The following is a 21,675-nucleotide window of genomic DNA, read 5'->3' as shown; positions in this document are numbered from 1 at the left end:
CCGCCGCACCCGCCCCGCCCTTCCCCGTCTCTCCCCTCCGTCCCGCTGCCGAGGCCCGAGGACGGATCGGTGGCCGACCTGAAGTCCCCTCTCCGCCCAGCGCAGCCGCCCTCCCCGACACCGCCGAACCGGGCCCCGTCGCCCCGGCCCCGCACACCTCCCGAGGAGCCGTCTTGAACGCCACCCCCACACCCGACGGCCCCTTCGGCGGTCCTGACGAGCGCGGGGCGCCCGGGACCGGCGCGCCGTACGTCGAGGCGGTTCCACAGCAGCGCCGACGGATCGTGGACCCGAGCCGCTGGACGGAGCCCGGCGCGGACCCGCTCGACGATCCCGACGCCTCGGCCGCGGCGCAGGCCGCCGCCGTGGACAACCTGCTGCGCTGCTGGGTGCGGGAGACCGGCCTGCGCGCCCCGACGACCGGCACCCTGCGCATCGTGCTGCCCGCCACCGGCACCTGTCTGCTCGCCCCGGTCCGGTACTGGTCCCCGGCCGGCTGGCACCGCTTCGGACCGCCCCGGTTCGCCGACGCGCCCGAGACCGCCCCGCCCGTCGACGCCGTCACCCTCGCGGCGCTGCTCACCAGGGAGAGCGCGGGCGGTGACGACGGCTACCTGGTGGCCCGGGTCGCCGACTCCCTTCGTCGTACCGCCGGCTTCATCCGCGACCGGCGCGCCCGCCCCGCCGACGGCCCCGACCTCTTCCTCGGCGCCGAACAGGCCCTCCTCCTCGGCCACCCCCTGCACCCGACCCCCAAGAGCCGCGAGGGCCTGACCGAGGCCGAGGCCGGCCGCTACGCGCCGGAGACGCGTGGCTCCTTCCCGCTGCACTGGCTGGCCGTGGCCCCCGCGCTGCTCGCCGGCGACTCGGCCTGGACCGAGCGCGGCCGCCCCGTCCCCGCCGACCACCTCACCCGGCACCTGGCAGGTACCGCCCTTCCCCTGCCCGACGGACACACCGCCCTCCCGCTGCACCCCTGGCAGGCCCGCGAGGTACGGCACCGCGCCGCCGTCGCCGCACTGTTCGACGCGGGACTGCTCAGGGACCTCGGCCCGGTCGGCCCCGCCTGGTACCCCACCTCCTCCGTACGCACCGTCTACCGCTCCGGCGCCCCCGCGATGCTCAAGCTGTCGCTGGGCCTGCGCATCACCAACTCCCGCCGGGAGAACCTGCGCAAGGAGCTGCGGCGCGGTGTCGAGGTGCACCGGCTGCTGCGCGCGGGCCTGTTCAAGCAGTGGCAGGCCGCCCACCCCGGCTTCGACATCGTGCGCGACCCGGCCTGGCTCGCCGTGGACGACCCCGACGGGCGGCCGGTGCCCGGCCTCGACGTGGTGATCCGGCACAACCCCTTCACCCCGGCCGACGACGCCGGCTGCCTCGCGGGACTGATCTCCCCCCGGCCGCTCACCGAAGCCACCGCCTTCGGCTCCGATGCCCCCTTCGGCTCCGGTGCCCCCTTCGACCCCGGCACCCCTTGTGTTTCCGGAGCCCCCGACGCTCCCTACGTCCTGGACGCCCCCTTCCCTCCCATGCGCTCCCGGCTCGCCCTGCTCGTCGCCCGGCTCGCCGCCCGCACCGGCCGTCCCGTCGCCGCCGTCGCCACGGAGTGGTTCCTGCGCTACCTGGAGCAGGTCGTCCGCCCCGTTCTCTGGCTGGACGCCGAGGCGGGCATCGCCCTCGAAGCACACCAGCAGAACACCCTCGTCCTGCTCGACCGCGACGGCTGGCCCAGGGGCGGCCGCTACCGGGACAACCAGGGCTACTACTTCCGCGCGTCCCGCCGAGCCGAACTCGACGCCCGGCTGCCCGGCATCGGTGAGCACAGCGACACCTTCGTCCCCGACGAGGTCACCGACGAACGCTTCGCCTACTACCTCGCCGTCAACAACGTCCTCGGCCTGATCGGCGCCCTCGGCTCCCAGCACCTCGCCGACGAACGCCTGCTGCTCGCCGCGTTCCGCCGCTTCCTCACCGGCCTCGCCACCGGCCCCACGGCCCTGCGCACCCCCCTGCCCGCCCGGCTGCTCGACTCACCCGTCCTGCGCTGCAAGGCGAACCTGCTGACCCGGCTGCACGGCCTGGACGAACTCGTCGGCCCGGTCGACACCCAGTCCGTGTACGTCACCATCGCCAACCCCCTGCACCCGTAAGACCCTTGGGCAGAGCAGAGAGGAACCCGCCGTGCCGCCCACCGATGTGCGCACCGCCCCTACCGAGTTCCTGGACCTCTTCACCGACATGACCGTCGCACTCACCGACGGGACCATCGAATCCACTGTCAGGACTCTCGACCTCACCGACGACCTCCTCGACGGCCTCCACGCCTCCTGGGAACCGGTGCCGACCCCCGTCGGCACCTTCCAGTTGGTCCCCGTCCGCCTCGACCGCGACCTCCCCCTCGTCCACGCCTGGATGAACGACCCCGCCGTCGCCGAGTTCTGGGAACTGGCCGGACCCCGCCACCGCACGGCGGACCATCTGCGCGCCCAACTCGACGGCGACGGACGGAGCGTGCCCTGCCTCGGCGTCCTGGACGGCACCCCGATGAGCTACTGGGAGATCTACCGCGCCGACCTGGACCCGCTGGCCCTCCACTGCCCGGTCCTGCCCCATGACACCGGCATCCACCTGCTGCTCGGCGCCGCGGGGGACCGCGGCCGTGGACTCGGCTCCGCGCTGCTGCGGGCCGTGGCCGACCTCGTCCTGGACCGGCGCCCCGCCTGCGCCCGCGTCGTGGCCGAACCCGATCACCGCAACACACCCTCGCTCGCCGCGTTCCTCGGCGCCGGATTCCGGTACGCGGCCGAGGTCGACCTGCCCGGCAAACGGGCCGCGCTCATGATCCGGGACCGGGTGCTGCGCGATGTGCTGTAGCGTCGAGTGAGCGGGGTCTCACCATGGGTGTGAACGGCCTCCGGTTGTCAGTCCCGGGCCGTAGGGTGGTCAGGCTATGACGAAGCCCTCCCTCCCCGAACTCCTGCATGCCGCCGTCGCCGCGGTCGGCGGCACGGAGCGCCCCGGCCAGGTGACCATGGCCGAATCGGTCGCCGAGGCGATCGACGACGGATCCCATCTGCTGGTCCAGGCCGGCACCGGCACCGGAAAGTCGCTGGGCTATCTCGTGCCCGCGCTCGCGCACGGGGAGAGAGTGGTCGTCGCGACGGCCACCCTCGCCCTCCAGCGCCAGCTGGTCGAACGCGACTTGCCGCGCACGGTCGACGCCCTGCACCCGCTGCTGCGCCGCCGCCCCGAGTTCGCGATGCTCAAGGGCCGCTCCAACTACCTGTGCCTGCACCGGCTGCACGAAGGCATGCCGCAGGACGAGGAGGACGGCCTCTTCGACCAGTTCGAGGCCGCCGCGCCCACCAGCAAGCTGGGCCAGGACCTGCTGCGGCTGCGCGACTGGTCCGACGAGACCGAGACCGGCGACCGGGACGATCTCACCCCGGGCGTCTCGGACCGCGCCTGGGCGCAGATCTCGGTGTCCTCGCGGGAGTGCCTGGGCGCCACCAAGTGCGCGTACGGCGCGGAGTGCTTCGCGGAGGCGGCCCGAGAGCGCGCCAAGCTCGCCGAGGTCGTCGTCACCAACCACGCGCTGCTGGCCATCGACGCCATCGAGGGCGCCCCGGTGCTGCCCCAGCACGAGGTGCTGATCGTGGACGAGGCGCATGAACTCGTCTCCCGGGTCACCGGCGTCGCCACCGGCGAGCTGACCCCCGGCCAGGTCAACCGGGCCGTGCGCCGCGCCGCGAAACTCGTCAACGAGAAGGCGGCTGACCAGCTCCAGACCGCGGCCGAGGGCTTCGAGCGGCTGATGGAGCTGGCCCTGCCGGGTCGTCTGGAGGAGATCCCGGAGGACCTCGGCTACGCCCTGATGACGCTGCGGGACGCCTCCCGGACGGTCATCTCCGCGCTCGGCACCACCCGCGACAAGTCCGTCCAGGACGAGGACGCCGTCCGCAAGCAGGCCCTGGCCTCGGTCGAGACGGTCCACGACGTGGCGGAGCGGGTCCTGAACGGCTCGGAGTGGGACGTCGTCTGGTACGAACGGCACGACCGCTTCGGCGCCTCCCTGCGCATCGCCCCCATGTCCGTCTCGGGGCTGCTGCGGGAGAAGCTGTTCGCCGACCGCGCCGTCGTCCTCACCTCCGCCACCCTCAAGCTGGGCGGCGACTTCAACGGCGTCGGCGCCTCCCTGGGGCTCGGCCCCGAGGGCGTCGAGGGCGAGGACCTCCCGCAGTGGAAGGGCCTCGATGTCGGCTCCCCCTTCGACTACCGCAAGCAGGGCATCCTGTACGTCGCCAAGCATCTGTCCCGCCCCGCGCGGGACGGCGATCGCGGCGACATGCTCGACGAGCTGACGGAGCTGATCCAGGCGGCCGGCGGCCGTACCCTCGGGCTGTTCTCCTCCATGCGGGCCGCGCAGCTCGCCGCCGAGGACCTGCGCGTACGGATCCCCGAGTACCCGATCCTGCTCCAGGGCGAGGAGACGCTCGGCGAGCTGATCAAGAACTTCGCGGCCGACCCGAAGACCTGCCTGTTCGGCACGCTGTCGCTGTGGCAGGGCGTGGATGTGCCCGGGCCCAGCTGCCAGCTGGTGGTCATGGACAAGATCCCGTTCCCGCGCCCGGACGACCCGCTGATGAGCGCCCGCCAGAAGGCGGTGGAGGACGCGGGCGGCAATGGATTCATGGCGGTGGCCGCCACCCACGCCGCCCTGCTGATGGCCCAGGGCGCCGGCCGCCTGGTGCGTGCGTCGGGGGACCGGGGCGTGGTCGCCGTACTCGACCAGCGCCTGGCCACGGCGCGGTACGGCTCGTACCTCAAGGCGTCCCTGCCGGAGTTCTGGTACACCACGGACCGTAACCAGGTCCGCAGGTCGCTCTCGGCGATCGACGCGGCGGCGAAGCAGGTGGAGGAAGCGGTGCGGCAGCCGGAGGAAGCCGAGGGCTCCTCGTAGGCAAAGGCAGGGCCCCGGAACCGGCGCAGAGGTTCCGGGGCCCGGTCAGGGGGCGAGCGGGGGGCCGCTCGCCGCGGGCGTCACACGCGCCGCAGTACGGCGACCACCTTGCCCAGGATGGTGGCGTCGTCGCCGGGGATCGGCTCGTACGCCGCGTTGTGCGGGAGGAGCCAGACATGGCCGTCCTCGCGCTTGAAGCGCTTCACCGTGGCCTCGCCATCCAGCATGGCGGCCACGATGTCGCCGTTCTCCGCGACCGGCTGGCGGCGCACGGTGACCCAGTCGCCGTCGCAGATCGCGGCCTCGATCATGGAGTCGCCGACGACCTTGAGGACGAACAGCTCTCCGTCGCCGACCAACTGGCGGGGGAGCGGGAAGACGTCCTCCACGGATTCCTCCGCGAGGATCGGCCCACCGGCGGCGATCCGGCCGACCAGCGGGACGTACGACGCGGCGGGCTTGCCGCTGGTGTCCGTGGGCTGCACCGACACGGCCTGGTCGGAGCCGCGCACCTCATAGGCGCGCGGGCGGTGCGGATCGCGGCGCAGGAAGCCCTTGCGCTCCAGCGCCATCAGCTGGTGCGCCACGGAGGACGTGCTGGAGAGGCCGACGGCCTGGCCGATCTCCCGCATGGACGGCGGGTATCCGCGCCGCTGCACGGAGTCCCTGATGACCTCGATCACCCGGCGCTGCCGGTCGGTGAGTCCGGAGCTGTCCGCCCGGATGCCTGGAGGTCGGCCCGGCAGGGAGCGCCGGGGTCCTTCGGGATTCGTGGCTTCGTTCATCGCATGTACCGGCTCGACCCGGCCCTGGGAGCGGTCCTGGGCGGTGATGGTGGCACTGTCTGCGGTGGTGGTCACGTCGGCCCCTCTCGATGGTCTCCCTGCTGGACAACGGTAGTTGCTTTCGAAAGGTTGCGCCAAACACACGTTCGAGTGAAAAAGTGCGATTCACCTGTTGCGATCGAGTGTTTGGGTGTATGGGCTGACGCGGCACGGGGCGGGCAAAAGTGCTCTTTGTCTGCGTTGTACTCTTTCCCGCCGGGGTCGCCGACCTCGTGGGCGCTTCCCCAGTCTGTCATCCGGAACCCGTCCCGCCGGGACGCGGGGTCCGTTCTGCGCCGGAGTCCTACGCATCCTCCGTGCGGCGCCCACGGTATCTCCGTAAGCGCCGCAGGGGTACGGTCCCGCGCCCGCGTGTCCCTTTCCGGCCGGCGTGCTCGGCGGCCTGCGCTGCGCCCCGGACCGCCGTTTCCGCGCGACACACGCCCCGGCCTCGATGAATGAGCCGATCCCCACATCTAGTGGTTGGATGGCTACAGCAGCCCACAAGTTGTGGTGACCCGGGTCGGAGACGGTTCTGCGATCGCCTATGCTTAGGGCTGCTTCGCGAGGCCCCTGGGACTCGGCGAGGCCATCGAGTCTGCTGTGAGGAGGGTTGGAGATCATGCACTGCCCCTTCTGCAGGCACCCCGACAGCCGTGTGGTCGACAGCCGTACGACCGACGACGGCACGTCGATCCGCAGGCGTCGCCAGTGCCCCGACTGCTCCCGTCGCTTCACGACCGTGGAGACGTGCTCGCTCATGGTGGTGAAGCGGTCCGGAGTCACCGAGCCCTTCAGTCGTACCAAGGTCATCAACGGCGTGCGCAAGGCGTGCCAGGGGCGGCCGGTCACCGAGGACGCGCTCGCCCAGCTCGGCCAGCGGGTCGAGGAGGCGGTGCGGGCCACCGGCAGTGCCGAGCTGACCACCCATGACGTGGGTCTGGCCATACTCGGCCCGTTGCAGGAGCTCGACCTCGTCGCCTATCTGCGGTTCGCCTCGGTCTACCGGGCGTTCGACTCGCTCGACGACTTCGAGGCCGCCGTCGCGGAACTGCGGCAGGCGACGCACGGCCCCGCCGCTGACGGGTCGGGCCCGGCGGACGAGACGGCCGAGGCCGCGGGGAGCCAGGAAGACGAACGCGGGCCCGGCGGGACCTCCCAGGTCCCCCAGCCCGCGCAAGCCGCCGACTGACCGGCGCGCGGGAGACCGGGAGAGGGCCCGGACCCCGCCGCGAGGCGGCGACCGAAGACCTGTTGCGGGCGGCTGGTGAGGGCGCCCGCAGCACAAGACAGAACACCGTGCCACGGGAACAAACGGGGCACTTCTGGGCGTTTTTGCCCTACAGGGAGGCGGCATGACAGAGACGGCGAGCGGTCCGGCACGAGGTTCCCGCGCCAAGGGCGGCAAGGCGGGAAACAAGGGACTGCACATCGAGCGCATCCACACCACGCCCGGCGTACACCCGTACGACGAGGTCGAGTGGGTGAGCCGTGACGTCGTCATGACCAACTGGCGCGACGGCTCGGTCAACTTCGAGCAGCGTGGCGTCGAGTTCCCCGACTTCTGGTCGGTGAACGCGGTCAACATCGTCACCAGCAAGTACTTCCGGGGCGCCGTCGGCACCCCGCAGCGCGAGACCGGCCTCAAGCAGCTGATCGACCGCATCGTGAAGACGTACCGGAAGGCCGGTGAGGACCACAAGTACTTCGCCTCGCCCGCCGACGCGGAGATCTTCGAGCACGAGCTCGCCTACGCGCTCCTGCACCAGATCTTCAGCTTCAACAGCCCGGTCTGGTTCAACGTCGGCACCCCGCAGCCCCAGCAGGTCTCCGCCTGCTTCATCCTGTCCGTCGACGACTCCATGGAGTCGATCCTCGACTGGTACAAGGAAGAGGGCATGATCTTCAAGGGCGGTTCCGGCGCGGGCCTGAACCTGTCCCGCATCCGCTCCTCCAAGGAACTGCTCTCCTCCGGCGGCAACGCCTCGGGTCCGGTCTCCTTCATGCGCGGCGCCGACGCCTCCGCCGGCACCATCAAGTCCGGTGGCGCCACCCGCCGCGCGGCCAAGATGGTCGTGCTCGACGTCGACCACCCCGACATCGAGGACTTCATCGAGACCAAGGTCAAGGAGGAGGAGAAGATCCGCGTCCTGCGCGACGCGGGCTTCGACATGGACCTGGGCGGCGACGACATCGCCTCCGTCCAGTACCAGAACGCCAACAACTCGGTCCGTGTGAACGACGAGTTCATGACGGCCGTCGAGGCGGGCGGCGACTTCGGGCTGCGCGCCCGGATGACCGGCGAGGTCATCGAGGAGGTCGACGCCAAGTCGCTCTTCCGCAAGATCGCCGAGGCCGCGTGGGCCTGCGCCGACCCGGGCATCCAGTACGACGACACGATCAACAACTGGCACACCTGCCCCGAGTCCGGCCGGATCACCGCGTCGAACCCGTGCAGCGAGTACATGCACCTGGACAACACGTCCTGCAACCTCGCCTCGCTGAACCTGATGAAGTTCCTGAAGGACGACGGCCAGGGCCACCAGTCCTTCGAGGCCGAGCGCTTCCAGCAGGTCGTCGAGCTGGTCATCACCGCGATGGACATCTCGATCTGCTTCGCGGACTTCCCGACCCAGAAGATCGGCGAGAACACCCGCGCCTTCCGCCAGCTCGGCATCGGCTACGCCAACCTCGGCGCCCTGCTGATGGCCACCGGCCACGCGTACGACTCCGAGGGCGGCCGCGCCCTGGCCGCCGCCATCACCTCCCTGATGACCGGCACCGCCTACCGCCGCTCCGCCGAACTGGCCGCGGTCGTCGGCCCGTACGACGGCTACGCCCGTAACGCGGACGCCCACAAGCGCGTCATGCGGCAGCACGCCGACGCCAACGGCAAGGCCGTCCGCATGGACGACCTGGACACCCCGGTGTGGGCCGCCGCCACCGAGGCCTGGCAGGACGTGGTCCGCCTCGGCGACAAGAACGGCTTCCGCAACTCCCAGGCGTCCGTGCTCGCCCCGACCGGCACCATCGGTCTTGCGATGTCCTGCGACACCACCGGCGTCGAGCCCGACCTCGCGCTCGTGAAGTTCAAGAAGCTCGTCGGCGGCGGCTCGATGCAGATCGTCAACGGCACCGTGCCGCAGGCCCTGCGCCGCCTGGGCTACCAGGAGGAGCAGATCGAGGCGATCGTCGCCCACATCGCCGACAACGGCAATGTGATCGACGCCCCCGGTCTCAAGCAGGAGCACTACGAGGTCTTCGACTGCGCCATGGGCGAGCGGGCCATCTCCCCGATGGGCCACGTCCGCATGATGGCCGCGATCCAGCCGTGGATCTCCGGCGCAATCTCCAAGACGGTCAACATGCCGGAGACGGCGACCGTCGAGGAGGTCGAGGAGATCTACTTCGAGGCCTGGAAGCTCGGCGTCAAGGCGCTCGCGATCTACCGGGACAACTGCAAGGTCGGCCAGCCGCTCTCCGCCAAGAAGAAGGAGGAGGAGAAGGCCGAGATCACCGAGAAGGCCGAGGACACGATCCGTACCGCGGTCGAGAAGGTCGTCGAGTACCGCCCGGTCCGCAAGCGCCTTCCGAAGGGTCGTCCCGGCATCACCACGTCGTTCACCGTCGGCGGCGCCGAGGGCTACATGACCGCCAACTCCTACCCGGACGACGGTCTCGGCGAGGTCTTCCTGAAGATGTCCAAGCAGGGCTCGACCCTCGCGGGCATGATGGACGCCTTCTCCATCGCGGTCTCCGTCGGCCTCCAGTACGGCGTGCCGCTGGAGACGTACGTCTCGAAGTTCACCAACATGCGCTTCGAGCCGGCCGGTATGACGGACGACCCGGACGTGCGGATGGCGCAGTCCATCGTGGACTACATCTTCCGCCGCCTGGCGCTGGACTTCCTGCCCTTCGAGACCCGCTCCGCGCTCGGCATCCACTCCGCCGAGGAGCGCCAGCGGCACCTGGAGACCGGTTCCTACGAGCCGGCCGACGACGAGGTCGACGTCGAGGGCCTGGCCCAGTCGGCGCCCCGCGCCCAGGAGCCGGCGGCCGTCGCCGCCGCCCCGAAGGCCGAGCCCGAGGCCGCCAAGCCGGCCCCGAAGCAGGCTCACACCAGCGCCGAACTGGTCGAGATGCAGCTGGGCATCCAGGCCGACGCCCCGCTCTGCTTCTCCTGCGGCACCAAGATGCAGCGCGCCGGCTCCTGCTACATCTGCGAGGGCTGCGGCTCGACGAGCGGTTGCAGCTGACCCTGACCGGACCGCGTCGCCCACCGTGCCCGACGCGATCCACTGAGCCCTGACGACAGTGGGCGCCGACCATATGGCCGGCGCCCACTGTCGTCGTGTCCGACGGCATCTCGTGCGTCGTGTGCCGCACGTCCCAGGACCTGCCGGCAGCGACCGCGGCCGGACAACCCAGCCGCACCCTTGACCCTCGTCCGCTCAGTCCCGATGTGGTCCGGCCGGCTGGAGAGCCCGCTGCAGTGCCTGTGCGGGGTAAGGGGTCTCGCGGCTGTCGTCCTGGAGCCTGGTGTGGAAGTCGGTGAGGATCGCGGCGAGGGGGGCGTGCCGGGAGAGGAGTGCTGTGGCTCCCGGCGGTCCGGGCGGCGGGTCCTGGCCTTCCGCCATGGCGTGGACGAGCGCGTGGCGTTCGGTCCGATCGGAACCGTACAGGGCCGTGATCAGCCAGTTCACCAGCCAGTTGAGCGTGTAGCAGCGATCGTAGGCCCGGTGCAGTCCGAGGAAGCCGCTCTCGGACTCCGAGAGAGCGAAGCGGGCGGAGAGGGCGAGGCCGAAGTCGGCGAAGTAGAGGCGCCGGCCGTCGGTCAGGATGTTCTGGAAGTGGGCGTCGAAGTGCACGAGCCCGTGAGCGTTCATGAAGGACGTACCGGCCGCCAGCTCACGCTCCACCAGCGCACAGGCCCGGTCGGCTGACTCCGCACCGGCCCGCACCCGCTCGGTGAACCACTCGTGGAGCGTCCGGGGGATGTACTCCAGGAACAGCACCAGACTCGCGGACGACTGCCGCAGGCCCTCGATACGGCGTCGTACCTCCGGGCCGCCGCCCCAATAGGCCACGGCCCTTTCCACGTCCGCGAGTTCCGGGGCCGGCGTGGGCGCGGTGTCCGGCAGTACACGCCAGTGGTACATCAGCGGAAACCCCCGAAACCGCCCTCCGAGCACCCAGTTCGTCGTCATGATCTGAACCGCGAGCTCCCGCCACGCCCCGAAACCGGGCCCGCCGATGCCGTACTGACAGAAGGTGGGCAGCCCGAACAGGTTGGCGGTGGACCGTACATGCTCCGGCCGCCGCTCCAACTCGGTGAGCGGCACCCGCTTCACGAACACCGGCTTCCCGTCCACCTCCAGCAGCGCGCACCTCCCACCGATACCGGTTCCGAGCGGCACGGCGGCATCGACAAGTTCGCCCAGTCGGCGGTCACTTCGCCGGGCGAGGGAGGTGGCGACGGTGCCGTGGGCGGCCGAGCGCGCGTCGTCCGAAGCGACGGGCACCGACGGCCGGCCTACGCCCGCTATCGCGCGCGCCCCATCACCCGGGTGAAGCTCTCCGGGTCCTCCTGGAAGCCGTGGACACCGGGGTGGAAGATCCACTCGCCCGACTCGTTGCGGACGAACTCGGCGATGGTGGCGGCCGTCGCGTCATGGACGGCGGTGAAGTCGTCCTCGGACAGGACGGTGTAGCCCTCGCGGACGCGCATGGCCGGGTTGAGGACACCGGAGAACGTACGGCGCACCGGCTGCTGCTGGATGACGACGCCCACCACCACACGACCGTACCGCTCGCTGAGCCGGTCGACCTCCAGGGTCATGACCTCGTCCCAGCCGAAGCCCCGCCCGTCCGTGCTGTCCCGGTTGAGGAAGATGGTGCCGTCGGGCGAACGGCTGTCGAAGTGCACCAGATACGCCGGCGCGCCGTACGGGTCCCGCGCGTCGAAGGTCGCCGCGATGATGTCGAGATCCGTGGGTGCCGTACCCGTGGGACTGGGGTCCCACTTGAGCGCGACCTCGACCTTGTGCATTCCCTTGCTGAAACCGGTCACCGGGCCTCCCCTTCCCCTGTGGGCACCGCGTCCCCAACTCCCGTTCAGCCGAGGAACCTTGCCCATCGTGCCACGTACCCGGCCCCCGCGCGCGGACGAACTCCACCGGAGCGTGACCGACGCCACGCCGGTGGCCTTACGATGGCGCGGTGCTGGTCAAGTGGATTCGCTGCACCGTGGTGGACCGCCGGGGGTTCGAGCGGGGGCAGCGGAAATGGGCGGGGCTCCCGGGAGAGCCGGGTTTCCGGGGACAGGGCGGAGGCTGGAGCCGGCGGCGGCCCGACGTGGCGCACATCGTCGCCTTCTGGGAGAGCCGCGCCTTCTACGACTCCTTCATGGCCCGCTCCCACGACCGCCTCGCCGCCGCCCAGGTCGGCACCTTCAAAGACGCCCAGGTCAGGCTGTTCGAGTACCGCTTCGACGTGAAGACCGGCTTCGAACCCCGCTTCACCGACTCCGACCTGCTCAGACTCGCCCTGTGCCGGGTTCACGAGGAGCGCGTGGAGCACTTCACCCTGATGCAGGAGAAGGTCTGGAACCCGGCCATGGCGGGATCGCCCGGCATGATCCGCGGCATGTTCGGCGAGGCCCCCGAGCAGGAGTTCCTGATCCTTTCGATGTGGCGGGCCGCCGCCGAGCACGGCAAGTACCGCACCGAACGGATCGAACGGCTCGCCCTGCGCGCCCAGACCGAGGCGGACATCGCGGCCCTCTCCGGCGACATCGTCGACCTGGAGCCGTCCTGGACGGTCTAGCACCGGGATACCGGCCGGTCGGTCCGGCAACGAGGTCTGTGATGTGCGCTGTATGGACCCCGTACGATTCCCCGGTTCCCCACCCCTCGCTCTAGGGTTTCGGCATGGCACGACCACGGCGCATCGTCCTTGTCCGGCACGGCGAGTCGACGGGCAACACCGACGACTCCGTGTACGAGCGCGAACCGGACCACGCCCTGGCGCTGACCGACCTCGGCCGGCGGCAGGCCGAGGAGACCGGCGAACGGCTCCGGGAGCTGTTCGGGCCCGAACGCGTGAGCGTGTACGTCTCCCCGTACCGCCGCACCCTCGAGACCCTCGGCGCCTTCGGGCTCGACCCCGACCTCATACGCGTGCGAGAGGAGCCCCGGCTGCGCGAGCAGGACTGGGGCAACTGGCAGGACCGCGACGACGTACGCCTGCAGAAGGCCTACCGCGACGCCTACGGCCACTTCTTCTTCCGCTTCCCGCAGGGCGAGTCCGGTGCCGATGTCTACGACCGGGTCGGCGGCTTCCTGGAGAGCCTCTTCCGCAGCTTCGAGGCCCCCGACCACCCGCCCAACGTGCTCCTGGTGACCCACGGCCTCGCGATGCGGCTGTTCTGCATGCGCTGGTTCCACTGGACGGTCGCCGAATTCGAATCCCTGTCCAATCCGGACAACGCCGAGATGCGGATGCTGGTCCTCGGCGAGGACGGCCGCTACACACTCGACCGGCCCTTCGAACGCTGGCGTGAACCGGTGCCGGACTGGGCCACCGGATAGAGTGGGGGAGCGATGACCGCACACCTCTCTTCCCGCGGACGCCGTGAGCGCGCCCTGGCGAGCCTGCGCGGACTGGCCGTCGGGGACGCCCTGGGCGCCCAGTTCTTCGTCCCGGCCCATCACCCCCTGCTCAAACGGCGCGAGCTGCCGCCCGGCCCCTGGCCGTGGACGGACGACACCGAGATGGCCTGTTCGGTCCTCGCCGTGCTCGCCGCGCACCAGCGCATCGACCAGGACGCCCTCGCCCGCTCCTTCGCCGACCACCACGACCCGGACCGGGGCTACGGCCCCACCGCGAGCCGGCTGCTGAGCCTCGTGCGGCAGGGCGAGGACTGGCGCGGGCCCGCCGCCGCCCTCTTCCACGGGCGGGGCTCCTGGGGCAGCGGCGCGGCGATGCGGACCGCGCCCCTGGGCGCCTGGTACGCGGACGACCCGGAGCAGGCCACCCACCAGGCCGAGATCTCCGCCTACCCCACGCACCAGCACCGGGAGGCCGTGGTCGGCGCGATGGCGGTGGCGGCGGCCGCGGCGCTGGCCGGTTCGCCGGACGGGCCGCCCACCCCCGAGGCACTCCTCGACGGCGTGATCGCGCTCGTCCCGAAGAGCGCGGTCGGCCAGGGCCTGCGCCGCGCCCGCGACATGCTCGACTACGGCGACGCCGGCACCGTCGCCGCCGTGCTGGGCTGCGGCCGCCGCAGGACGGCCCATGACACCGTGCCCTTCGCCCTGTGGTCCGCCGCGCGCGGCCTCGGCGACTTCGAGACGGCGTTCTGGACGACGGCCCGGGTGGGCGGCGACGTCGACACCACCTGCGCGATCGTGGGCGGCGTCCTCGCCGCGGGCAAGGCCGGGGCACCGCCCGCCGAGTGGACACGACGGGCGGAGGCACTGCCCGAGTGGGTGGCGGCAATCCTCTGACCGGCGCGGTGCACCCCGACGAGCCCTACCGGTGAGGGACTTGGGCCGGTCAGACGTGCTCCACGGTGGCGATGCCGTCCGGTAGCACCTTCAGGCCCGCCTGGAGTTCGTCGTCCAACTCGCTGGCCCTGCCGGCCTGCGTGTGCTGTGACCAGCGGTAGAGAGCGTCGGAGTAGACGTCCCGCGGAAGATTGCCGACGCGCTCGGGCGCGAGGTCGGGGGCGAGTTCGCCGGAGCGGGCGCCGGGCTCGATGATGTCGGCGAATATCTGGGCGACGTACGGCTCCTCGCTCTGCGGCCGCCCCGCCTTCACCCACGCGGAGAGGATGGCCGCGGTGACGTCCTGCTCCTCATCAAGAATCCGACGGTGCGCGACATGTGCGCCACCTCGGGCCTTGACGGCGCGGGCACGGGCGCGCTCGCCGTGGCGATAAGGGTGCGGGTCGGCGCCGCCTGAGCCGCTCGCCGTACGGCGCCCCGAGGCGCACCCCCTTCGAGCCCTGAGCCCTGAGCCCCTGCCGGTCGTATCGGCAGGGCTCTGCCTTGCGTTCTGTACCTACTAGTATGTACGGTGAGCGCATGAAGCCGACGAAGGACCATCTCGTCGAGGCTGCTGCCGAGCTGCTGTGGGAGCGCGGCTACGCGGCGACCAGCCCTGCGTTGATCCAGAAGCGCTCTCGTGCCGGACAGGGGAGCATGTACCACCACTTCTCCGGCAAGGCCGATCTGGCCGCCGCCGCCATCCGGCGCTCCGCGGGGCAGCTGCGCCTCGCCACGGAGGCGGCGCTCGACAGCGGCACGACGGCGCTGGAACGCCTCGGCGCCTACCTCGACACGGAGCGCAACCCGCTCGCCGGCTGCCGCGTCGGCCGGCTCGTCCAAGACCCCGACGTCGTGGCTGACGACCAACTGCGCGCCCCTGCAGGGGAGTTCTTCACCTGGCTGCGGCAGCGCATCGCCGGCGTGCTCGCCGAGGGCGTGCGCGACGGCGAACTGCGTCCCGACACCGACCCCGAGGCCACTGCCTCGCTCGTTATCGCCACCATCCAGGGCGGCTACGTGCTCGCCCGCGCCCAGCAGGACCAGGCGGCCTTCCGCCAGGCCACCGAGGCCGCGAAGAGCGCCCTGGACCAGCTCAGAGCCTGAAGCGCACGACCCGTCGCTCACGTGGCACCGCCACGGTCCGCCGTATCGACTAGCCCTCGCGGCACCGCCTCTCCCTCTACCCGCCCTGCAACTCGCTCTCGCGGCCCGTCTTTGTCCGTCGCGTCGACCCGTCCTCGCGGTGGCGGCTTCGCCCGTCGCCGCAACCCGCCCTTGTGGCAGGGCTTTCGTCCGTTTCGCACGGGCACTCGTGACCGTCGCACCACATCGTCCGTGTGGCGCCGGCCCCCCCCGCGCACCGTCCGGCCCGCACCGCACCGCCTCGACCGTCGCGCCCCCGGCTCTCGCATCCTCACGCCATCCCGCTCGCCGGGCCCCGCCCCCGCACCGCGAGCGAAAGAAGGACCACCTCATGACCACCGTTCCCGACTCGTCGGCGAGCACGGCGCGGCAGCCGTTAGCCGCACCGCCCGCGCCCGCCACGCCCGCTCCGCCGGCCGGCCCGGTGCGCGGCGCCCGCCACACCGCGCTCGCCCTTGCCGCCGTCTGCCTGGGCTTCTTCATGATCCTGCTGGACGGCAGCGCGCTGAACATCGCCCTGCCCGCCATCGAACGCGACGTCCACGGCTCGATGGCCGCCCTCCAGTGGGTCGTCACCATCTACACCATCCCGCTGGCCGGCATCCTGCTCACGGCGGGCAGCATCAGCGACCGCTGGGGCGCGCGCCGCCTGTTCGTCTCCTCGCTCGCCGCGTTCACCGCCGCGTCCCTGCTGTGCGCGCTCAGCCCCAACCTGACCGTCCTGGTGGTGGCCCGCTTCCTCCAGGGCATCGCGGCCGGTGGCCTGCTGCCCACCACGCTGGCCATCATCGCCCGCACCTACCCCGACCCGCTCGAACGCGCCAAGGCCATCACCGTCTGGGGCGCCACCGGCGGACTGGCCCTCGTCGCCGGCCCGCTCGGCGGCGGCGCTCTGACCGAACTGCTCGGCTGGCGCTCGATCTTCCTCATCAACGTGCCCGTCGGTCTGGTCACCCTCTACCTTGCCCAGCGCTACGCCGGCGAGACCCCCCGGCGGGAGTCCCGCGCCGCCGACCTGTCCGGCCAGCTGACCGGCATCGTCGCCCTCTCCGCGATCGTCTCCTACCTCATCGAGGGCGGCTCGCTCGGCTGGTTCGCCCCGGCCCCGCTGCTCCTGCTGGCCGTCTCGGTCATCACCGCCGTCGCCTTCGTCGCCGTCGAGGCCCGCTCCCAGCACCCGATGCTGCCGTTGGCCGTGTTCCGGCGCTCCGCCTTCTCCGCCTCCATCACCAACGGCTTCGCCTTCCAGTTCGGCGGCTACGGACTGCAGTTCATGCTCGCCATCTACCTCCAGCAGCGATGGGGCCTGAGCGCCGAGAAGACCGGCGTGTACTTCCTGCCCTTCGGCGTGGCCTGGGTGTTCGGCACCATCGTCCTCAACCGCCGCCTCGTGCACCGCGGTCCCCGGTTCCTGCTGTGGAGCGGCGCGCTGTCCTCGTTCATCGGCAGCGTCCTGCTGCTGGGCGTCACCGACCAGAACACCTGGCTGCTGTTCGCCATCGGCACCGGTCTGACCGGCCTCGGCTGCGGCGTGTTCTCGCCGAGCCTGAACGCCGCCGCGCTGCTGGCCATCGACCCGGCCTACGCCGGCCTCGGCTCCGGCGTCCTCAACACCGCCCGTCAGGTGGGCATGGCGATGGGCGTGGCGCTGCTCGGCTCCCTGATCGGCATGCACGACATCCTGTTCGGCCTGCGCCTGAGTGTCGTTCTGGTGGCGGTCTGCTTCTTCGCCATCATCGCCCTGAGCGTGCGGTACGTGCCGCGCAAGGAGACTGCCTGATCCGCGCCCCGCCCCCTGCCCGTCCACCGGGCGCCCTCCGGCACGGGGAGCGGTCGCGCCCCGGCCGCGGCGACCTCCTGGTCCGCCTGACCGCCGCCGGGGTCAACTTCAAGGACATCTACGAACGCGGGGCCGCGCTGCGCTCCGCGCCCCCTTCGTCCCGGGCGGCGAGGGCGCGGACACCGTCCTCGCCATCGGCGCCGACGTCACCGGCTTCCGCCCCGGCGACCGCGTCGCCTGGTGCGCGGCCCCCGGTTCCTACGTCGAACTCGTCGCGCTCCCGCCCGTGCCGCGGTCCGCGTCCCCGACGACATCCCGGACGCCGGCGTCGCCGCGAGCATGCTCCAGGGCCTGACCGCCCACTATCTGACGGAGTCCAACTACCCGGCGACCCGGGGCGAGACCGCGCTTGTGCTCACCGCCGCCGGCGGGCTCGGGCAGCACCTCGTGCGGCTGCTGTCCCGCCGTGGCGCCCGCGTCATCGGCACCGTCTCCGCGCCGGGCAAAGCGGCAGCGGCCGAGGCGGTCGGCGCCCGGCACGTCATCGTCCGCGGCGCGGACCCCGACGAGCTGACCCGGCGGGTCCTCGACCTCACCGGCGGCAGGGGGGTGGACGTCGTCTACGACGGCATCGGCAAGGACACCTTCGAGGCGGGGCTCGCCGCGCTGCGGCCGCGCGGGATGTCGTCCTGGTCGGTGCCGCCTCCGGGCCCGCGCCACCGTTCGACCCGGGTCCCTCGCGCCCCGCGTCTCGCTCTTCCTCACCGCCCCACGCTGGTCGACCACGCCACCGACCCGGAAGAGCTGACCGCACGCGCCGCCGACGTCTTCCGCTGGCTGCGCGAGGGCGTGCTGAAGACCGCGATCGGGGGCTGCTACGGCTTCGACCGGGCCGGCGAGGCCCACGCCGACCTCCAGTCCGGCACCACCACCGGCAAACTCCTCCTCCAGCCGGGGCACTGAGCCGCCCGCAGGCCGGACGGAGTCCGATGGCGATGGAGACGCGCCCATGACCCGCTTCGCCCGCATCGCCTACACCGCCTCGGTCCGGGGCGTCCAGGAACGCAACGGCAGCGCCCACGCCATGCCGCGGCAACTGGACGGACCCGACGAGCCCGACCCGCTCGGGCCGGTGGAGCAGCAGTTCATCGCCGAACGCGACCGCTTCTACCCGGCCACCGTCAGCGAGACCGGCTGGCCATACATCCAGCACCGCGGGGGCCCGTCCGGCTTTCTCCACGTCCTGGACGAACACACGGCGATGTGCCGCAACCGATCAGGGACGAGATCAGCAGACTGAGAGAGATGAACCGGACACGCGCCGCGGAGAACGAACTGTGATTCCCGAATGCGATCCTCCGGAAAGGATCCCCTGCGCGGCGGGCACCGGCGAGTCAACCGCCCAGGCTTTTTCTCTAGGGCAACCTCTGTGCAAGACAGCGATATTGGGCTCGCTCCGGCGCGACCGGCGGCCCTTCCGAATGGGTGGTCGATGATCCTTCCGGCTGGCGTGCACCAGCAAATCCGGCGACTCAGGTTCCGGTATGGCGGGCCGTCGGCCGGCGCCCTGGCTGCCACGAGGGCGACCGGGGTGTCGGCCACTGCCCCCGGCGGCGTAATCTAAGGGCGCCATGCCGTACGAACCTCCCACTCACACTGTCGAGCGCTCCCTGCGTGCCACGACCGGAGCGAAGGTCATCGCCGGTGTCGACGAGGTGGGGCGCGGCGCCTGGGCCGGGCCCGTCACCGTCTGCGCGGCGATCACCGGACTGCGTCGACCTCCCGCGGGCCTGACCGACTCCAAGCTGCTGACCATCAAGCGGCGCACCGCGCTGGACGAGATCCTGCGGGCGTGGGTGACGGCCTACGCGGTGGGGCATGCTTCTCCCGAGGAGATCGACGGCATGGGCATGACGGCCGCGCTGCGGCTCGCCGCGGTCCGCGCCCTGGACGCACTGCCGGTCCGCCCCGACGCCGTGATCCTCGACGGGAAGCACGACTACCTCGGTGCCCCGTGGCAGGTGCGTACGGTGATCAAGGGTGATCGCTCGTGCGTCGCCGTCGCGGCGGCCTCGGTGATCGCCAAGGTTCAGCGCGACAAAATGATGGCCGAACTGGCTGTCGACCATGCAGACTTCGGGTTTGCGGACAACGCCGGGTATCCGTCACCCGTGCACAAGGCCGCACTGGAAGAGCGGGGCCCCACCCCGCTCCACCGTTTGTCGTGGGCGTATCTTGATGCGCTGCCCCAGTGGCGGCATCTCAAGAAGGCCCGCAACTGGGCGGACGGAAGCGTTCCGGAGATCGAGGGTCAGCTCGGCTTCGACTTCTGACGGTTCCGATCGCACTGATGTGCCACCCCGTTCATCAGCGCCACTTCAACGTTTGATAAAAATCAGCTCATGCCTCTCATTCCCGAGGAGCCTCAGATTCACGAGAGTGCCCAGGGTCCCCGCGTCACGCCGGCCAGCAACCGCACCGCGCCGACCCCTCGCCCCGTACCCGGCCCCCGTCCCGTGGCGCCGTCCCGCCCCGGTCGTCCCGGCCCTCAGCGGCCCGTGCCGCCGGTGCAGCGCACGCCGCGTGACGTGGCTCCGGCCAAGCCCGGTCCCTCCGGTCCGGCTGTCCCCGCCGCAGTCGCGGGCCCGCAGATCCAGCTGATCCCGGCCTCGGCCGAGGGTGCGATCGACGCCGCCGAGGAGGCCGTCGACCTGCTGCTGGACTCGGGCCGCGCCCCCGGCGACGTGCTGGTGATCACCACGGGTGCCCAGCACCCGTGGGCCGAGCACGAGTTGTCGTTCGGCGAGACCGCCTACTGGGCGCAGCACGACGCGGGTGACGACGTCTTCTACACGGACGCCGCCATCGCCTCCCGTGCCGGCTCCCGCCCGGTGGTCGTCGTGGCCGTCAACGGGGGCGCCGCCTCCGCCGACGTCCTCTCGCTGGCCCACACCCGTGCCGGAGCCCTGCTGATCGTCTGCGGCGACCCGCAGCAGATCAACGCGGTCCTCGGCACCGGCGCCTGAACCACCCGCCGGGTTCCCGGAGCCGGCAACCGTCCGAGGGGGCACCGCACGGTGCGCCCTTCGGCATGCCGGTCGGCCGTGTGCCTCCCCCCAGCGTCTTGACGGGCCTGGGGGCACCCCTGCGGGGGAGGTGCCTGGCAGACCCCGGGACGCCCTGCGGTGGAGTACGGCAGGTCATCGGCCGGCCGGGCCCATGGTCGCCTTAGTCGACCGCGGTGCCCGAGCGGATCCGTGGCGCCTGAGCAGGACATGGACATATCCGTGCCCGCGCTCGGCGCTTGCCGCCTGCTGCTTGACGCTTGGCCCGGTCCGCCGTACCCACCGTCGGCTCCGTACCGACTCCGTACGGCTCCGCACCGGCTCCGTGTCGACGCTCAGCGGGCGGCCGCGCGGCGCAGGACCTCGGAGACCGGTCCGCCGGTGCGCGGTACGGGCGGCGGGGCATCCGCCGTGGCGAACGGCTCCGGCGCCGAGTGCGCGTGCGGCCGACGACCACCGCGCCCCTCGCCCAGCACCTGCCAGCCGTCGTGGGTCAGTGTGATGTACGCCCCGCACCGCAGCCCGTGCAGCGTGCAGGCGTCGCGCAGGCCCCACATCCAGGCACCGTCCTCCTCGGTCCAACGCGCGTCGCCCTCACGGCAGTAGAGCAGGACGGCGGTGCGTACCGGGGTACGGCGGCGCAGGTCGTGGGGTATGACCCGGCGCAGCTGGGACAGCAGGGCGTTGCGGAACATCCAGCCGTCCGCCAGGGCGGCCCGGCGGGTGAACGAGGCGCTGGCACACAGCCGTTCGTCCGGATCGAGGACGGCCACGACCGCGGTGGACGGCCGCGGATGATGCCGGGCGTGCAGTCCGCTGACGACCTCACGGGGGTTGCGCAGCAGCGGGATCCCCGCGGCGGCCCACTCCGCCGGCTCCAGCACACGGCTGGCGGAAGCGGCGGACGTCGACAACGAGGCCGCCGGGGACGAGGCGAATCCGAAGGTCACGTTCCTCCCTTCGGCTACGCGCCCACACAGCGGGCGAGGTCGGATTCGGGGACCGCGCACCGCAGCGAAGCCCAACCGGATCACGGACCGACCGTGCGGGGAGCGGATCTCAATTCTTCCTGTCGAACTGGAATGCGGCAACGAGCAATTGGGGCCGCCGCCGGGTATCGGGTGGTGCGTGGCTTATATCCCTACCCAGGGCTCCACCGGATGACGCATGGAGCGCCCGCGCGTCTCCAGAGCTGCTACCCCGAACACGCCCTGCCCATCGAACCGACAACGCCTGCCGTTCGGGCCGATACCGGCTGAGTTTCGGGCCGATGTGGGTTGGCCTCCGGGCCGAGATCGGCTGGGCTTGGGGCCGGGACCGCTCGGCGTTCGAGCCGGTACCGGCTGAGCATCTT

General features: G+C 71.6%; 20 protein-coding genes. 15 read left to right on the top strand and 5 right to left on the bottom strand.

Features of this window, described 5'->3' with window-relative positions; translation table 11 throughout:
- Positions 1-173 precede the first annotated feature (173 nt).
- The 3 genes from HEP81_RS11145 to HEP81_RS11135 all read left to right on the top strand — a co-directional run bounded on the left by HEP81_RS11145 (position 174) and on the right by HEP81_RS11135 (position 4,960).
- Positions 174-2,150, top strand: coding sequence for an IucA/IucC family protein (locus HEP81_RS11145; protein ID WP_037663240.1), 1,977 nt, complete (start codon positions 174-176; stop codon positions 2,148-2,150).
- Positions 2,151-2,238: 88 nt separating this feature from the next.
- Entirely contained in the window at positions 2,239-2,874 is a 636-nt protein-coding gene (locus tag HEP81_RS11140; protein ID WP_078967749.1) for a GNAT family N-acetyltransferase, read from the top strand.
- A 76-nt stretch (positions 2,875-2,950) separates the two neighbouring features.
- On the top strand, positions 2,951-4,960 hold the full coding sequence (locus HEP81_RS11135; protein ID WP_037663238.1) for an ATP-dependent DNA helicase: 2,010 nt from the start codon (positions 2,951-2,953) through the stop codon (positions 4,958-4,960).
- Between the two features lie 80 nt (positions 4,961-5,040).
- Here the strand turns inward: HEP81_RS11135 and lexA are convergent, their stop codons facing one another.
- Positions 5,041-5,820 (bottom strand): transcriptional repressor LexA, encoded by a 780-nt coding sequence (gene lexA, locus HEP81_RS11130; RefSeq protein ID WP_037663236.1) that lies wholly within the window; start codon positions 5,818-5,820, stop codon positions 5,041-5,043.
- 586 nt (positions 5,821-6,406) lie between these two features.
- On the opposite strand from lexA, the gene nrdR reads away from it, so the two are divergent.
- Entirely contained in the window at positions 6,407-6,976 is a 570-nt protein-coding gene (gene nrdR / locus HEP81_RS11125; RefSeq protein ID WP_037663286.1) for a transcriptional regulator NrdR, read from the top strand.
- A 163-nt stretch (positions 6,977-7,139) separates the two neighbouring features.
- On the top strand, positions 7,140-10,040 hold the full coding sequence (locus HEP81_RS11120; protein WP_037663235.1) for a vitamin B12-dependent ribonucleotide reductase: 2,901 nt from the start codon (positions 7,140-7,142) through the stop codon (positions 10,038-10,040).
- 195 nt (positions 10,041-10,235) lie between these two features.
- On the opposite strand, the gene HEP81_RS11115 is transcribed toward HEP81_RS11120, so the two are convergent.
- The gene (locus HEP81_RS11115) at positions 10,236-11,306 is read right to left on the bottom strand and encodes a protein kinase family protein (protein WP_037663232.1); all 1,071 of its coding nucleotides are present in this window, start codon (positions 11,304-11,306) and stop codon (positions 10,236-10,238) included.
- Between the two features lie 20 nt (positions 11,307-11,326).
- The gene (locus HEP81_RS11110) at positions 11,327-11,854 is read right to left on the bottom strand and encodes a TerD family protein (RefSeq protein ID WP_037663231.1); all 528 of its coding nucleotides are present in this window, start codon (positions 11,852-11,854) and stop codon (positions 11,327-11,329) included.
- Positions 11,855-12,003: 149 nt separating this feature from the next.
- On the opposite strand from HEP81_RS11110, the gene HEP81_RS11105 reads away from it, so the two are divergent.
- The 3 genes from HEP81_RS11105 to HEP81_RS11095 all read left to right on the top strand — a co-directional run bounded on the left by HEP81_RS11105 (position 12,004) and on the right by HEP81_RS11095 (position 14,291).
- Complete coding sequence (locus HEP81_RS11105) at positions 12,004-12,609, top strand: YdbC family protein (RefSeq protein WP_037663230.1); 606 nt, start codon at positions 12,004-12,006, stop codon at positions 12,607-12,609.
- A 104-nt stretch (positions 12,610-12,713) separates the two neighbouring features.
- Positions 12,714-13,373, top strand: a complete 660-nt coding sequence (locus tag HEP81_RS11100; RefSeq protein WP_037663228.1) for a histidine phosphatase family protein — start codon at positions 12,714-12,716, stop codon at positions 13,371-13,373.
- A 12-nt stretch (positions 13,374-13,385) separates the two neighbouring features.
- Positions 13,386-14,291 (top strand): ADP-ribosylglycohydrolase family protein, encoded by a 906-nt coding sequence (locus HEP81_RS11095; RefSeq protein WP_037663225.1) that lies wholly within the window; start codon positions 13,386-13,388, stop codon positions 14,289-14,291.
- Between the two features lie 49 nt (positions 14,292-14,340).
- Here the strand turns inward: HEP81_RS11095 and HEP81_RS11090 are convergent, their stop codons facing one another.
- Positions 14,341-14,604, bottom strand: a complete 264-nt coding sequence (locus tag HEP81_RS11090) for a hypothetical protein (RefSeq protein ID WP_051850673.1) — start codon at positions 14,602-14,604, stop codon at positions 14,341-14,343.
- 266 nt (positions 14,605-14,870) lie between these two features.
- On the opposite strand from HEP81_RS11090, the gene HEP81_RS11085 reads away from it, so the two are divergent.
- From HEP81_RS11085 to HEP81_RS11060, 7 genes are all read left to right on the top strand, one after another.
- Positions 14,871-15,437, top strand: coding sequence for a TetR/AcrR family transcriptional regulator (locus HEP81_RS11085; RefSeq protein ID WP_243279376.1), 567 nt, complete (start codon positions 14,871-14,873; stop codon positions 15,435-15,437).
- Positions 15,438-15,807: 370 nt separating this feature from the next.
- The gene (locus HEP81_RS11080; protein WP_037663221.1) at positions 15,808-17,256 is read left to right on the top strand and encodes an MFS transporter; all 1,449 of its coding nucleotides are present in this window, start codon (positions 15,808-15,810) and stop codon (positions 17,254-17,256) included.
- On the top strand, positions 17,249-17,611 hold the full coding sequence (locus HEP81_RS42655) for an alcohol dehydrogenase catalytic domain-containing protein (protein WP_421673954.1): 363 nt from the start codon (positions 17,249-17,251) through the stop codon (positions 17,609-17,611). Before HEP81_RS11080 ends, HEP81_RS42655 begins: the two co-directional genes overlap by 8 nt.
- The gene (locus HEP81_RS11075) at positions 17,497-18,219 is read left to right on the top strand and encodes a zinc-binding dehydrogenase (protein WP_157854659.1); all 723 of its coding nucleotides are present in this window, start codon (positions 17,497-17,499) and stop codon (positions 18,217-18,219) included. Before HEP81_RS42655 ends, HEP81_RS11075 begins: the two co-directional genes overlap by 115 nt.
- A gap of 46 nt (positions 18,220-18,265) precedes the next feature.
- A complete protein-coding gene (locus HEP81_RS11070) occupies positions 18,266-18,556 on the top strand; it encodes a hypothetical protein (protein ID WP_051850671.1) in 291 nt (96 codons plus the stop codon).
- Between the two features lie 331 nt (positions 18,557-18,887).
- A complete protein-coding gene (locus tag HEP81_RS11065; RefSeq protein WP_037663219.1) occupies positions 18,888-19,589 on the top strand; it encodes a ribonuclease HII in 702 nt (233 codons plus the stop codon).
- A gap of 69 nt (positions 19,590-19,658) precedes the next feature.
- Positions 19,659-20,282, top strand: coding sequence for a hypothetical protein (locus HEP81_RS11060; protein ID WP_078967745.1), 624 nt, complete (start codon positions 19,659-19,661; stop codon positions 20,280-20,282).
- Positions 20,283-20,656: 374 nt separating this feature from the next.
- On the opposite strand, the gene HEP81_RS11055 is transcribed toward HEP81_RS11060, so the two are convergent.
- Positions 20,657-21,271 (bottom strand): hypothetical protein, encoded by a 615-nt coding sequence (locus tag HEP81_RS11055; protein WP_037663216.1) that lies wholly within the window; start codon positions 21,269-21,271, stop codon positions 20,657-20,659.
- Positions 21,272-21,675: the final 404 nt, after the last annotated feature.

Source organism: Streptomyces griseofuscus (assembly GCF_014673495.1).
GTDB lineage: Bacteria > Actinomycetota > Actinomycetes > Streptomycetales > Streptomycetaceae > Streptomyces > Streptomyces murinus.
The sequence above is the reverse complement of the archived record's forward strand: the minus strand, read 5'-3'. Positions and strand labels throughout refer to the sequence as shown.